This is a genomic window from Corynebacterium sp. LaCa117, from assembly GCF_046717765.1.
GTDB lineage: Bacteria > Actinomycetota > Actinomycetes > Mycobacteriales > Mycobacteriaceae > Corynebacterium > Corynebacterium kefirresidentii.
On sequence record NZ_CP177102.1, the window covers coordinates 1,931,117 to 1,945,066 of the forward strand.

The following is a 13,950-nucleotide window of genomic DNA, read 5'->3' on the forward strand; positions in this document are numbered from 1 at the left end:
CAGATAGCTACATCGGCCAGTTGTTGCCGCAGCTTTGCGGCCATATGGATTGCGCTTCCACAAACCAAGCTCAATACCGATGCGGTACACCGGAGAAGAGCCTATAGAAAGCTGGCGCGCAATATCCATCGGTGCCACACCTTCCAGCCACAGGCGAGCTATTTCCTGACTGTCATCCGAGCTAGTAGTCCTGCGGCGCTTGCGCGGCAAGTCCAACTCACCAGCAAGCCGATACGCCACCGAACGCGCTAAACCAACCACCCCAGCAGCCGCCCGTATTGAACTACCAGCCCGAACCAACGACGCAAACCGCGCCACAACAACAGAATCCGGAACCCATTTCGACTCCACACAATCACCTAACCCATGTCAGGTGTTTCCACGACCACTAGAAATCAAGGGGCTCCTTGCATGGAAAAAGGCCCCCGATTTCTCGGGGGCCTATCGGTGGAGCTGCCGGGAATTGAACCCGGGTCCTTCGTCACCTTGCCAGGGCTTCTCCGTGCGCAGTTCGCACAGGATCTCTCCTCGGCCCTCCGGATCGGGCGAACACGTCCGGATGATGGGCCCAGTCACCAGTAAGAGTCCCGACTGGTCCTGATGACCCGGCCAGCCGGCTAGTTCCTTAGTCGATGCCAGGTTCTAGGTCAGGAACGAAACCTAGGCTGACAGACACGCGTCGCTGTAATTAGGCAGCGAGGGCGTAGTCACGCTGAGAGTTCTTCTCTGCGTTTATTGGTTGCTACGACGCTTATACGGTGGTCGTTAGCCTGCACCGGCACGCTTCCCCTGGCTCAGTGCACGAAGTCGAAACCAAATCAACCCCATGCGGTAGGGACGGGATAGTGCATCTTCCCTACGGTTCGTACAACACTACCCCACCCACTTTTATTTCCTCAAGTGCTCCTCCAGCCACTCTTTGAGGACCACTGCGTGGTTGACCTTGCGGTTGGCGGCGGCGAAGAGAAGGGTGGCGTCGGCAAGCGCAAGCAGCTGGGTGAGCTCTTCGGAGTCTTTGTCATCCAGCTCAGTCTTGTAGCGGCGGGCAAACTCGTCGAAACGATCCTCGTCGTGGTTCCACCATTTGCGCAGCTCGGGGCTTGGTGCGACGTCCTTGAACCATTTCTCGTAGTCCACATCGCTCTTGGCGACGCCCCGGGGCCACATCCGATCCACCAGCACCCCGACGCCTTCGATGGTGTCCTCACCCTTGACGACGTCGTGGACTTTCGCTGTCTTAAACATTGATGCCCTTCACGCGGCGGCCGAGCTCGCGGGAAATTTCACGGTCCTGGTCGCGGCGCTTAATATCCTCCCGCTTGTCATAGTCCTGCTTACCTTGGGCCAGCGCAAGCGAGAGCTTGGCGTAGCCATTTTTGAGATAAACCTTGAGCGGCACCAGGGTCTTATTGCCATTGCGCACCTGGCCATAAAGTTTGTCGATCTCGCGGCGGTGCAATAGAAGCTTGCGGGTGCGCCGCGGGCTGTGGTTCGTCCACGAGCCCATGGAGTACTCCGGAATGTGGAGGTTCCGCAGGTACACTTCGCCATCGTCAATGGTGGCAAAGGCATCATTGAGCGAGATTTTGCCCTCCCGCAGGGATTTAATCTCGGTGCCGAGCAGGACAATGCCGCACTCGTATTCCTCGAGAATTTTGTAGTCGTGCCGGGCCCGGCGGTTGGTCGCAAGCGTAGCCTCGCCGGATGCCGCCTTCTTGTTTTTCTTGCCCTTCTTAGCCATAGTTATGCCAGTGTAGTGCCCTTTTGACTGGCCCGGCAAACAGACTATTTGCGCACATAAGACCGCAGGGTGATATGGGCCGTGACGGCGGTAACCACCAGCGCTAGCAGGCCGACGAGCGGGAGGGCAATCCAGAGGTCGCCGGATTTCATAGGAGCCAGCAGCTGGGATTCATAAAGTCCCTGCAGGGACGGGTCTACCACTTGGGACTTGCCCAAGAAGATGCCGGCCCCGCCGAGGAGTACACCGATGAGGGAGGCCAAGACTGCTTCCATGACGAATGGCGCCTGCGTCATCCACCGGCTTGCGCCCACCATGCGCATGATCTCCGTTTCGCGAGTGCGGTGGAACGCAGCAATTTGCACCATATTAGCCACCAAGAAGATGGCCGCCACAGACATCACGATGGCCAGGATGAAGGTGGCATTGCGGATGGAGTCGAGGTTGCTGGCGGCATTGCGCACCTCTTGCTGCTGGTCGACGACGTCCTCTACCGCTGGGTTATCCCGAATCGCATCGATTGCGGAGGCGTCTTCTGGGTCTACAAGCCGCACGTGGAATGCAGCCGGCAGCGCATCAGGGGAGGTTTGTTCCACCATCACAGGGTCGGTGTCTTGGAAAAGTTCTTTGAACCGCTCATAGGAATCTGCGCGGTTGCGGTATTCCACGGACTCGACGGAATCATCCGCCTCCAACTGTTCCTTGATATCCGCACAGGCCGGACTCGTGCAGTCTGGATCCTCGGCAGAAATATCCTCATTGAGCTGAACCATGACCTCGACGCGGTCGAGATAGATATCCTTGGTGTCCTTGGTCAGGTTGGTCACCATAATGCCGGCGACAACGAGCCCCACCGCAATCGCGGTAGTAATGATCATGGCGATGGTCATGGTCAAATTGCGGCCCAGACCCTTTGTGGCTTCGCGGAAAATAAATCCTAGCTTCATGCTTCCCCCTCGTATTGTGCGTCATGCTCATCGCGCACGAGCACTCCATTGCGCAGCTCCAGCACGCGCTTGCGCGCCTTATTGACGGCGCGGGCGTTATGGGTGGACATGACCACGGTGGTGCCGCGGCGGTTGATGCCCAGCAGCAAGTCCATGATCTCGTCGGCGGTGGAAGGATCGAGGTTGCCCGTGGGTTCGTCGGCAAGCAAGAGCTTTGGCCGATTAACCACTGCACGAGCGATGGCTACCCGCTGCTGTTCACCACCGGAGAGTTCATGCGGATAGGCGTTGTGGCGATCGTGGAGTCCCACCAGCTCCAATACCTGCGGGACCGCGGTGGAAATGCGGTACTTACTCTTGCCAATGACCTCCAGCGCAAAGGCCACGTTTTGATACACCGTCAGCTTTGGAAGCAGGCGGAAATCCTGGAAGACGTAGCCGATGGACTGACGCAGTGCGTTGATCTGCTTGCCGGAAAGCTCATTGACGTGGAAATCATCAAAGTAAATATCGCCTTCAGTTACGTTGCTGTAGCGCACCATCAGCTCCAAGAAGGTGGACTTACCGGAACCGGATGGACCGATCAGGAAAGCGAATTCACCATCCGCAATCTCGAAAGACACCCCATCGAGCGCTGGGCGGGACTCGGCGGAGTAGGCCTTAGTCACGTTGTCGAATCTAATCACGCGAATCACTGTAGCAACCAAAGTTGACACCGCGCTGTGAACTATATTTAAGTAATGTGGTCTAAGACACTAATTTGTTCCGACCCAATCGACAGAAAGTGCCGATACTATGGCCGAAACCGAAACTAAAGAAAAACCACGTTCTGCAAGCGGCTTCCTGGGCACTGTAGAAAAGATTGGCAATAAGCTGCCGGATCCGTTCTGGCTCTTCGTCATCCTCGCGGCAATCGTTGCTGTGACCTCCTGGCTGGGGCACCTCATTGGCATGAGCGCCGAGGATCCCAAGACCGGCGAGACCATTGAGGTGCAATCGCTACTGACCACCGAGAATATCTCGCGCATGGTTACGGACGCCGTGGAGAATTTCACCAGTTTTCCACCGCTGGGTGTCATCCTTGCCGTGATGCTCGGCGTGGCCGTGGCCGAGCAGTCCGGCCTGCTTTCCGCCTTGGTGCGCGGCATGGTCACCAAGGTCAGCGCCAAAATGCTGACCTTCGTTGTGGCGCTGGCCGGCGTGACCGGCTCGGTGGCTTCCGACGCCATCTATGTCATCCTGATTCCACTGGGCGCGATGGCCTTCCACGCGGTAGGCCGCTCCCCCATCGTGGGCGCGATGGTGGCCTTTGCGGCGTCGTCTGCCGGCTTTAATGCCTCGCTGATTCTGAATATCACCGACCTCCTGCTGGCGGGCATTTCTACCCCGGCCGCACAGTTTGTGGACCCAGAATATGAAGTCAGCCCGCTGGCCAATATCTTCTTTGTCATCCCATCCGCAGTGGTGCTCTCCCTCATCATTACCGCGGTCACTGAATACCTCATGGTCACAAAGGCCCGCGAGCTGGTGGACCACGATCACATTAATTATGAAGAGGTGTCTTTTTCCAAAGCCGCTGGCGGCCCTTCCAACGCGGAAGGGGAAGAGGAAGAATACGACTTCACGGATGATGAAGAGGCCATGCGCATCAAACCCAACGAGCAGCGTGGTTTGATAGCTTCCAGCGTCACCCTGGTGATCTTCCTCGCCGCCTTCTTCGCCCTGCTGTTTATCCCTGGTTCCCCGCTGGCAAGCCAAGAAGACAGCTTTATGGAGTCGCCGCTCATCAGCGCCATCGCGGTGCCCATTGCCTTGGCTTTCTTGGTGTGCGGCATTGCCTATGGCTTGGCGGCTGGCACCGTGAAGTCCTTTGCTGATGTGCCGACGTTTATGGCCAAGGGCATCGAGACTCTCGTTCCCATGTTGGTCCTCTTTTTCGCCGTCGCCCAGTTCCTCGCGTGGTTCGAGTGGTCCAATCTCGGCGTATGGACCGCTATTAAGGGCTCCGAGCTACTCCAGCACTGGTCCCTGCCGCCGTTGCTCATGTTCGCCGCGCTGGTCGCCATGGTGGCACTGCTCAACCTATTCATTACCTCTGGCTCTGCCCAATGGGCGCTTATGGCGCCGGTCATCGTACCGATGATGATGTATGTGGGCGTCTCACCCGAGGTCTCCCAGATGCTTTTCCGTATCGGTGACTCACCGACGAATATCATCACCCCAATGTCGCCCTATTTCGCGCTGGCGTTGACCTTCCTGCAGCGCTACTACAAGCACGCGGGTGTGGGTACCTTGATGTCGCTCGCTCTGCCCTACTCGCTGTGCATGCTGGTGGGCTGGTTCATCTTCTTCGTTATCTGGTACCTCATCGGTCTCCCGCTGGGACCAGGTGCACCGATGGACTACGTGGGTTAGGTCCATAAAGATCAGGCCGAACTGAGGATTTTCTCCCCTCAGTTCGGTCTTTTTGCGTTCAATTCAGCCCGATCAGTATGGATCTAAGCTTGGTCTTCTTGTTGCTGCATGCGCCAGCGGATGCCGGATTCCAGGAAGCCATTGATATCTCCATCGAGCACCTTGGAGGGATCACCCACCTCAAAGTTGGTGCGCAGGTCTTTGACCATCTGGTACGGGTGCAGCACGTAGGAGCGCATCTGGTTGCCCCAGGACGCATTGCCACCGGCGCCAAGCGCATCGAGCTCGGCCTGCTCCTCTTGGCGCTTGCGCTCCAAGAGCTTTGCCTGCAGCACGCGCATAGCCGAGGCCTTATTTTGAATCTGCGACTTTTCGTTCTGGCAGGTGACCACGATTCCGGTGGGAATGTGGGTCAGGCGCACCGCGGAGTCGGTGGTGTTGACGGACTGTCCGCCAGGGCCCGAAGAACGATAAACATCGACGCGCACTTCGCTATCTGGGATATCGATGTGGTCCGTTTGTTCCACCACCGGCAGGACTTCTACCTCGGCGAAGGAGGTCTGGCGCCGGCCTTGATTATCAAAGGGCGAGATGCGCACTAGGCGGTGTGCTCCCTGCTCCACGGAAAGCTGGCCATACATGTATTCACCATGGACCACAAAGGTCGCGGACTTGATGCCCGCTTCTTCCGCGTAAGAGATGTCATATACATCCACCTTGTGGCCGTGCTTTTCTGCCCAGCGGGTATACATGCGCATAAGCATTTCAGCCCAGTCCGCCGCATCCACACCGCCGGCACCAGAACGAATATTGATAACCGCCTCACGCGGGTCATACTCACCGGAAAGCATGGTGGTCACCTCTAGGGATTCGATGGCAGATTCCAGGGAATCGAGCTCCTCGTCTGCTAGGGAAGAATCCCCTTCCTCTTCCGCAAGTTCGTACATGACGGGCATGTCCTCGAGACGCCCGCGCAGCGCTTCTAGCTTGCGAACCTTCGCCTGCGCTGCGGAAAGCTCAGAGGTGACCTTTTGGGCATGTACGGGGTCGTCCCACAGGGATGGATCCCCGGCCTGGGCCTCTAGTTCCCGAATGCGGGCAGCCAAAGCCTCTGGGTCCATGACCTTCTCAATGGTGGTCAGGGTGGATTCTAGTTGCTTGAGCCGTGCTGTTACTTCGGGACGCATAGGCCCCAATCCTACCCACCCGGCCATCACAATTAGCCATCGGCCGCGTTTAGGGTGACAATGGTGGGCATGGATCAAAAGCCGAGCTTGCAGGAGATGATCGACGCGGTCATCAAGACCTTTATTGTCGCGCATGCGAATGACGGGGATGCGCACCTTGCGCAGGCCCTCGTCTATAACGCCGGACGCCTAGCGTGGCGCCTGCGTGAGATGGGCGTGGACGTGGAGCAAAAGACTTCCATCTCGGACGTTGTCACGGATGCAGACCGCGCGGCCGAGCGCTTCGTCGCGGGCGTGCTCGAGGCCGTGCGCCCGGAGGACGGCATCCTGGGTGAGGAGGGCGCCGCCCGCGAGTCCCAATCCGGCCGCACCTGGGTCATTGACCCAGTCGATGGCACCTACAATTTCTCTTCCGGCTCCGATTATTGGTGCTCTGCCCTCGCGCTTGCCGACGCCACCGGGATCACCCTTGGTGCTGTCCACCGCCCCGCCATGGGTTATACGTGGTTCGGTGGCCGTGACTACCCCACTTCCCTGGACGGTAAGGAAGTTTCCCGCCTTGCGGCTCAGCCGGCCAAGCAGATTTCGCTATCTACCTATTTGCACCCGACCTCGCTGATGGATGGGGATATCCGCGGGGCATGGCAGCGCGTGGCGGAAAACTTTGCTACAGTCCGTATGCTCGGTGCCGGTTCTGTTGACCTGTCCTCCGTAGCCGATGGCACGTGGGGCGCATGGATGCAGCATTCGGTCGCGGATTGGGATTGGTTCCCCGGCAAAGCTCTCGTTGAAGCAGCCGGTGGTGCCGCCCGCAAGGTAGAAGCCGGCGGTGTCGAATGGTGCCTCGCCGGCAATAAATTGGTAGTGGATCAGATGGAGGATTGGCTCCGTGGGTAAGTTCAAAGAAGACTTGGGCCTCGCGCTCGAGCTGGCGGGCCATGCCGATGTAGTAACCATGCATCGTTTCGAGGCTTCGGATCTTTCCGTTAAGGAAAAGCCGGATATGTCTCCCGTATCGGATGCGGACCTCACCTGTGAGAAGCACATCCGCGAATCCCTCAAGCGCTCCCGCCCGCGCGATGAGGTGCTGGGTGAGGAATACGGCGGCGAGGCCTGTTATAAAGGCCGCCAGTGGGTCATCGATCCCATCGACGGCACCAAGAACTTCGTGCGTGGCGTGCCCGTATGGGCCACGCTCATTTCCCTCTTGGAAGACGGCGAACCGGTGGTATCCGTCGTCTCCGCTCCCGCCCTGCGCCGCCGCTGGTACGCGGCCAAGGGCGCGGGTGCCTTCCGCGTGTTCGGCGGCGAGCCGAAGCGTTTGAGCGTTTCCCACGTAGAAAAGCTCTCCGATTCTTCGCTGGCGATGAGCTCGCTAACCGGATGGGCCGAGCGCGGCCTGCGCGACCAGTTCCTCGCACTCACGGACAAGACCTGGCGCCTGCGCGGCTATGGTGATTTCTGGTCCTATTGCCTCGTCGCCGAAGGCGCAGTAGATATCGCCGCCGAACCGGAGGTTTCCCTGTGGGACCTCGCTGCGCCCTCGCTCATCGTGACCGAGGCCGGCGGTACCTTCACCGACCTTGAAGGAAACCCCGGACCGCATGGCGGATCCGGCGTAGCCTCCAACGGACTGCTTCATAAGCACGCCCTCGCCGCACTACAGGGCTAGGGTCTTCTCCGCAGCTGGAGCACTACCGGGCCGCGGTGCTCGGTAGCTGCACCGGAACAACCACCCGCCTGCACGCAACTGCCGCAGCCGCCGGTGGGGCACGAAGTGAGCGATTCACGCACCAGCTCCGCCGTGCGTTCGAGGTGGCCGAGAATGATTTCCACGGTCCCCTGCCCTAACCCAGTAGCTTTTGCAATGTCAGCCGGGTTGGATTTTCCCTGTGTAATGGCCTCCTTGACCTGCTCCGTGGGGCTCATAGGAAGACCTTGAGGACTTGGAAAACTCCCACCGCGAGGATCCAGGCGGAGCCGAGTTGTAGGGCGAAGCCGATGAGTGTCCACTTCCAGCCTATTTCTCGCCGCTGCGCGGCTACCGTGGCCACGCACGGGGTGTAGGCCAGCAGGAATACCATGTACGCCCATACCGCCGCGAGTCCGTGCCCGCCAGAGGCCGCATCAAAATCAGCGCGGATATGGCTGGCCAGTGGGGATTCTGCTTGCTCTTCCGGTGCATCGTCAGTGACGTCTTCGACTGCGTACGTCTGTGCCCACGTGGAAATGAGGGTTTCCTTCGCCACGAATCCGGTGACCAAGGGTCCGGTCAGCGACCAAGAATCAAAGCCTGCTGGGGCAAAGACGGGAGACATTGCCTGAGCAACGGCACCATAGGCGGAATCCTGTGGCTGCACTGCCTCTTCGTTAAAGGAGTGCCCGCCGGTGACCGGGATGGACATGAGCAGCCAGATGACTACCACCGTGGCCACGATGATGCCGCCGGCGGTATGCAAGAAGCCCTTGAGGCGCACCCACATTACTGAGATGGTGAGTCTAAACGTGGGCAGCTGATAGGCCGGAAGGTCGATAACGAGGGCTTCGGCTGGCATGGCCCGCCACACCGTGCGGCGCAGCGCCAGGCCTACCAACACCACCAAAGCGATGGACAGCACGTACATGGCAAATACCGCGGAACCGGCATGAGCAGGGAAAAATACCTGTGCCAGCATCATAAATACGATGAGACGCGCAGAGCATGAAGTAAAGGGAATAAGCAGGCAGGTGAGGATGCGGTGGCGGACGTCGCCAAGCACGCGCGTGGCTGAGATAGCCGGTACATTGCAGCCATAGCCCACCACGATGGGGATAAAAGCCTTACCCGGCAGGCCGATGGCGCGCATCACGCGGTCAGTGACCACGGCCGCGCGCGCCATATAGCCGGAATCCTCCAGCACCGCCAAGCACAAAAACATCAGCGCGAGAAGCGGCGCGAAGGTGAGCACCATGCCTACGCCACCGATGAGACCATCCACCAACAAGCCTGTGATCAGCCAGTTATCCGGGAGGATGCTGCGCGCAGCGGCGGAGACGGGGCCGGTGATGAATGCTTCTAATCCGTCCTGTAGTGGCCCCGCGACAGTAGTGGTGATGAAGAAGACCGCCCACATCACCGCCAGAAATAAAATCGGTCCGAGCACTGGGTGCAGGACTAGGCGGTCCACGCGGTGGCTGAGCGGTTCGCCAGTATCCATCCGTGAAACGGCAACCTTTTCCGCCGCGTCCAAATCCACAAAGCGCTGGTCTAAGTCGGCATTGGGCCGGATGGTCCGCGGCTCAGTGTGCATTGCACGGGCAACCTCGCGCTCGAGCGCGTCCAAGTTTTCGCGCCGCCGGCCGTTAACGCTGACTACCGGTATGCCCACCTCGTGTGAAAGCGCGAACGTATCGATGCTTATGCCCTGCTGCTTAGCGATGTCCTCCTTGGTCACCCCAATCACTACCCGATACGGGTGCTCCGCAATCTGGAAAGCGAGGTTCAGTCCGCGCGCCGGCGCAGTGGCATCCACGAGCACCACAACCACATCGGGGCGCTCACACGGCGGAGCCTCCACGAGCATATCGCGGGTAAATTCCTCGTCTGGGCTCATGGGATCCAATGAATAAGCACCAGGAAGATCAATGATGTCAAAGACCTCTGGCTGCGCATTCCACAAGCCACGGCTTATCTCAACGGAGGTACCCGGCCAGTTTCCAGTCTGCACCTTCGCTCCGGTTAGCGCATTAAACAAGGTAGACTTGCCGGAATTTGGAGCCCCGACCAATGCGAGGACCGGCGTTCCCTCCTTCGCAATGCGCATGGCGGAGGTGGAATGGCAGCTCGGCGCGGCGGTTTTTCGTGCCATTATGCTGCCACCGGGATGACTTCGAGCTGGCGAAGGGTAGCCACATCCACCGCATAGTGGGCGGTGCCCACGGTAACGAGGCGCGCACCGCCGGCTACCTTGCGGCCAATCTGTACGCGCACACCTGGGCGGAAACCTAATTCCCGCAAGCGCAGCGCCAACGCCGGCTGCTCGTCGATGGCGTGCTGCAAGCAGCACTCAGGAAGTTCCACCAAAGCGTCCACCGGCGCCTGATCGGCGCGCAGACACTCGGATTTTTCACATCTCGGTTGGCGCCGGGTACGGGACTATAGGGACAGCTGCAACATCGCGCGGTTACCTCGGTTCTCTCTGACCGGACCATGCCGGTGATATTAGCCACACCCAAGTAGCTACTAGATAAGGCTAACCTTAGTTCGTCTAAGCTTTTCACACAAGCTCCGATTAGCTGTGATTATCGGCACTAACCATAGACAAAAAGCGCCCGCCCCCAGCAGCAGCGGGAGCGGGCGAAGGTTAGGCGCGGCTAGTCTTGTGGCAGAGTAAAACCAGCGCCTACGCCGCCGCGGCGGTTCATATCCGCCAAGACCGCATCCATATTGGTGGCAGCAGTCGGGTTATGAACCGGCCCCTGCAATGGAGTACGGCACGGGAAATTCACCGGCAGGAATCCACCGGAAATGGAACCAATGAGGCGGCCATTGACTAGCAACGGCGCACCAGAATCACCCATCATGGCGCAAACTTGGTTTACCTGAATCTTCTTTGCCTGCTGATAGGTAATGCCACAGGTCTTGCCGGTGGCAACGCCCTGCTTGCACACCTGCTGCCCTGGTTTGACGCCACCGCCTAGTTCATTGACGGTTACGCCATTGTAGGAACGGGACACCTTAGCCTTGGAACCAAACTCAATAACGGCATAGTCCAGATCCTCATTCTTGGACACCACGGTGCCCGTCGGTCCGATTTGCTCCGAATCAGCGGAGGTAACTGAATCGCCCACATTGCCGCAGTGGCCAGCGGTCAGCCCCACCTTGCGGCCACCATTATCGTTGCCTGCCGCGGTCAGAGTGCACATCGTCTTGTCATTGACGTAGAGCGGGGTGCCTGGACCATAGAGGGACTCACCCTGATTCATGGCTGCAACAGACTCTTCTGGAATGCGTGGGGCATCAAACATGGAACCCGGCACACGGTGCAGGACGTAATCAGCCTGTGGCTTGCCCGCGGCTACCTTGGAAAATCCATCGTTTTTCCACTTATAGTTCGGATTGGTGCCCTGCGGTTTAAACTCCGGCTGGGTAGCCTGCTCCGCTAGGCCGATGGGATTCGGGTTGGTCAGCGGTTCCGCGTACTGTGCATGCTGCTGTGCCACGTCCTGCGCATTGCGCACAGAAGCATCTACAGCATCGGTGACGTTCTTATCCACCTGCGGGGTCTGGATGCCAACCTCCGCCAGGCCATCGCGGACCTGGTTAATAATCCCTGCGGAGTCGAAATCCGGTTGGGGCAATTCCTGGGCGCCTGCGGCCGGGGAACCCAGAAAAAACGCACCAGCGAAAGCCGAGCCCACCAGGACTTTCTTAAGGTGCGGAATGCGAAGCATCAAGGTACCTACTTTCAGTTGTCAACATCGTGCAAGCTCGATACTGGCACGAAAAGATTGTGGAAACAGCAAACTCTTGTGACTGTGTCCAAGCCGTTATATTTCTTCCAGAATTCGGGGGTGATCACCCCTCCCCTATCATGGAGAGCATGCCCACACCGCTGTCCTATTCTGATGTCTCCGACTTTCCACAGCTGCATATGTCGCGGGTTATCGATGCTGACTTTGACACCGCCGCACACCGACTTTTCCGCTGGTCAGTACAACGCAGCGGTCTTTTCCGTGTCCGCCCGACCCATGAGGTGGTGGAGCTCGGCGCGGAGGTCACCATGGGCCTCGGCCCGTGGGATTTTCGCTGCCGCGTGGTCGATGTCTTCCACGAGGACGGCCGCTGCGGGTTCACCTACGGCACCCTTCCCGGACACCTCGAGCGCGGCGAAGAAACCTTCACCCTTGAGCGCCTGCGCGATGGCCGCACGCTGCTGCTTATCGACGCCGCCTCAGAGCCCTTCCTCCCCTTCCTGCGCCCGCTCGTGGACGTGCCGAGGCGCCTGCTTATCAGCCGGCTATATCTCCACGCCTTGGACGAATAGCAGGATTGTATATACGACTAAAGCCGCCTTCCCCAACCCGGGGAAAGCGGCTTAAACTCGGCGCTGGTTAATTCTTGCGCTTGTCCTCAATGGACTCGCGCGCATCGCGCACAGCGCCCTTGACGCGGTCAAAGAAGCCACCCTTCTTCGTGGACTCCTCCTGGTACTCGTGTGCCTTGTCCTCCACGAAGCCCTTAGCGCGCTGGAAGGCATCACCTACGGCGCTACCTGCCTCGGACGCCTTGTCCTTTAGCTGATCCAAGCGCTCAGAGGACTGCTGACCATTGACGTTGTCCTGGTTCGGTGCAGTTGCAATGCGCTCCTCGTTTGCTTCGCCCACAATGTGCTGGCTGGGCGCGTAGTCCGAATTGTCCTCATCCAGCTTCTCCTGCAGGTCCGGCTGCTGCGGAGCGGAACCAATATGCTCTTCCTTCGCACCACCGACAATGTGCTGGCTCGGCGCATAGTCCGAGTTATCCTCGTCCAGCTTCTCCTGCAGATCTGGCTGCTCAGAAGCAGGGGCTACATGCTCTTCGTCGGCGCCAGCGACGACATGATTCTGCGGCTCGTACTTGCTGGCGGTGGATTCTGCATTATCCGCAGCCTGCTTGCCTACTGGTGTGGATAGGCCGGCTGCGCCCGCGGCGCCTGCCGCTGCAACCCCTGCACCCGCTGCAGCCGCGCCGGACTGAGCGGAGGTGGCCGACTTAGCTGCCGAAGACACAGTGTCCTCAGAGGCCAGGTACTTGTATTCGTTGCGGTCCAGGTCAACTTCGTGGCCTAGGTTATTCGCCATTGCTGCGTACTCCTTTAAATAGATTTATCTTCTCCCCTCTAGGGTTCCAGAAAATTCAGGAGCGTGCACGGAAATGGGTATGGGAAAGCGTCGACCGGTGGAGGGATCAGTCATCTCTAAACACTCAACATGGAAGGTTTCGCGTACGAGTTCAGCAGTCATCACCTCCTCGGTGACCCCTTCGGCCACAATGCGTCCCTCACGCATGGCTACGATTCTATCGGCGTAACGTGCGGCATGGACCATATCGTGGACCACCATGACCACTGTGACCCCGACGCCATTGAGATCTCGAATCAGATCCAAGATGGACAATTGGTGCGCGGGGTCGAGGTAAGTAGTTGGCTCATCAAGCAAGGTAATTGGTGTTTCTTGGGCCAACGTCATGGCGAGGAAGACGCGCTGGCGCTGACCGCCGGAAAGGTCTGCGGCGGAGGCATCGAGAAGCTCGCTCACCCCAGCACGCGCGGCAGCACGCTCAACCGCTGCATGATCTACGGCTCGCATCGTCGCTAGCGCCCCCGTATAGGGATAGCGACCGTAGCCGATGACTTCGCGCACTAGTACCCCTTCCGGAGCCACAGGGTGTTGTGGCAGGAAAGAAACTTCACGGGCAAAGGCACGCGAGGAATACGCGCTGATTTTTTGGTCCGCGAGGTACACCGCGCCTGCGCTGGGCGTAAGTTGGCGCCCCAATGTTTTGAGAAGCGTCGATTTGCCGCAGCCATTCGGCCCGATCAGAGCCGTTACTTGACCGCTAGATAAGCGGAGATTTACATCTTTGACCACATCGGGGCCACCGTAACCCACGGTCAATCCGCTACACGTCAGTGTCATG

15 protein-coding genes and 1 other RNA gene are annotated in these 13,950 nt (G+C 59.0%); 4 read left to right on the forward strand and 12 right to left on the reverse strand.

Going from position 1 to position 13,950, the window contains the following annotated elements; genetic code table 11:
- Window positions 1-445: 445 nt before the first annotated feature.
- The 5 genes from ssrA to ftsE all read right to left on the reverse strand — a co-directional run bounded on the left by ssrA (window position 446) and on the right by ftsE (window position 3,374).
- Window positions 446-826: a transfer-messenger RNA gene (gene ssrA, locus ACLI1L_RS09430) on the reverse strand.
- A gap of 62 nt (window positions 827-888) precedes the next feature.
- Window positions 889-1,245, reverse strand: a complete 357-nt coding sequence (locus ACLI1L_RS09435) for a DUF488 domain-containing protein (protein WP_411707430.1) — start codon at window positions 1,243-1,245, stop codon at window positions 889-891.
- Window positions 1,238-1,741 carry an SsrA-binding protein SmpB gene (smpB, locus tag ACLI1L_RS09440; protein ID WP_005322310.1) on the reverse strand — a complete coding sequence of 168 codons (504 nt, stop codon included), beginning with the start codon at window positions 1,739-1,741 and terminating at the stop codon, window positions 1,238-1,240. Before smpB ends, ACLI1L_RS09435 begins: the two co-directional genes overlap by 8 nt.
- 44 nt (window positions 1,742-1,785) lie before the next feature.
- On the reverse strand, window positions 1,786-2,688 hold the full coding sequence (gene ftsX, locus ACLI1L_RS09445; protein ID WP_411707431.1) for a permease-like cell division protein FtsX: 903 nt from the start codon (window positions 2,686-2,688) through the stop codon (window positions 1,786-1,788).
- On the reverse strand, window positions 2,685-3,374 hold the full coding sequence (gene ftsE, locus ACLI1L_RS09450; RefSeq protein WP_411707432.1) for a cell division ATP-binding protein FtsE: 690 nt from the start codon (window positions 3,372-3,374) through the stop codon (window positions 2,685-2,687). Before ftsE ends, ftsX begins: the two co-directional genes overlap by 4 nt.
- Before the next feature lie 109 nt (window positions 3,375-3,483).
- Between ftsE and ACLI1L_RS09455 the strand changes: the two genes are divergently transcribed.
- Window positions 3,484-5,103, forward strand: coding sequence for an AbgT family transporter (locus tag ACLI1L_RS09455; protein WP_411707433.1), 1,620 nt, complete (start codon window positions 3,484-3,486; stop codon window positions 5,101-5,103).
- An 83-nt stretch (window positions 5,104-5,186) separates the two neighbouring features.
- Here the strand turns inward: ACLI1L_RS09455 and prfB are convergent, their stop codons facing one another.
- Window positions 5,187-6,290, reverse strand: coding sequence for a peptide chain release factor 2 (gene prfB, locus ACLI1L_RS09460; protein WP_086588879.1), 1,104 nt, complete (start codon window positions 6,288-6,290; stop codon window positions 5,187-5,189).
- Window positions 6,291-6,350: 60 nt separating this feature from the next.
- Between prfB and ACLI1L_RS09465 the strand changes: the two genes are divergently transcribed.
- Entirely contained in the window at window positions 6,351-7,187 is an 837-nt protein-coding gene (locus ACLI1L_RS09465; RefSeq protein WP_239205880.1) for an inositol monophosphatase family protein, read from the forward strand.
- Window positions 7,180-7,962, forward strand: coding sequence for a histidinol-phosphatase (gene hisN, locus ACLI1L_RS09470; RefSeq protein ID WP_411707434.1), 783 nt, complete (start codon window positions 7,180-7,182; stop codon window positions 7,960-7,962). The genes ACLI1L_RS09465 and hisN overlap by 8 nt, the downstream gene beginning before the upstream one ends.
- Here hisN and ACLI1L_RS09475 read toward each other — a convergent pair.
- The 4 genes from ACLI1L_RS09475 to ACLI1L_RS09490 form a co-directional block, all read right to left on the reverse strand.
- A complete protein-coding gene (locus ACLI1L_RS09475) occupies window positions 7,959-8,219 on the reverse strand; it encodes a MarR family transcriptional regulator (RefSeq protein ID WP_411707435.1) in 261 nt (86 codons plus the stop codon). The two genes, hisN and ACLI1L_RS09475, sit on opposite strands and share 4 nt — an antisense overlap.
- Window positions 8,216-10,138, reverse strand: coding sequence for a ferrous iron transport protein B (feoB, locus tag ACLI1L_RS09480; protein WP_411707436.1), 1,923 nt, complete (start codon window positions 10,136-10,138; stop codon window positions 8,216-8,218). The genes ACLI1L_RS09475 and feoB overlap by 4 nt, the downstream gene beginning before the upstream one ends.
- The gene (locus ACLI1L_RS09485) at window positions 10,138-10,350 is read right to left on the reverse strand and encodes a FeoA domain-containing protein (protein WP_411707437.1); all 213 of its coding nucleotides are present in this window, start codon (window positions 10,348-10,350) and stop codon (window positions 10,138-10,140) included. Before ACLI1L_RS09485 ends, feoB begins: the two co-directional genes overlap by 1 nt.
- 293 nt (window positions 10,351-10,643) lie before the next feature.
- Window positions 10,644-11,723, reverse strand: coding sequence for a S1 family peptidase (locus ACLI1L_RS09490; RefSeq protein ID WP_086588884.1), 1,080 nt, complete (start codon window positions 11,721-11,723; stop codon window positions 10,644-10,646).
- A 149-nt stretch (window positions 11,724-11,872) separates the two neighbouring features.
- Here ACLI1L_RS09490 and ACLI1L_RS09495 point away from each other — a divergent pair, with 149 nt between their 5' ends.
- Complete coding sequence (locus ACLI1L_RS09495) at window positions 11,873-12,316, forward strand: DUF1990 family protein (RefSeq protein WP_086588885.1); 444 nt, start codon at window positions 11,873-11,875, stop codon at window positions 12,314-12,316.
- Window positions 12,317-12,383: 67 nt separating this feature from the next.
- Here ACLI1L_RS09495 and ACLI1L_RS09500 read toward each other — a convergent pair whose 3' ends face one another.
- Both ACLI1L_RS09500 and ACLI1L_RS09505 read right to left on the reverse strand, forming a co-directional pair.
- A complete protein-coding gene (locus ACLI1L_RS09500) occupies window positions 12,384-13,112 on the reverse strand; it encodes a kinesin (protein WP_411707438.1) in 729 nt (242 codons plus the stop codon).
- 24 nt (window positions 13,113-13,136) lie between these two features.
- Window positions 13,137-13,949 carry an ABC transporter ATP-binding protein gene (locus tag ACLI1L_RS09505; protein WP_411707439.1) on the reverse strand — a complete coding sequence of 271 codons (813 nt, stop codon included), beginning with the start codon at window positions 13,947-13,949 and terminating at the stop codon, window positions 13,137-13,139.
- Between the last annotated feature and the right edge of the window lies 1 nt (window position 13,950).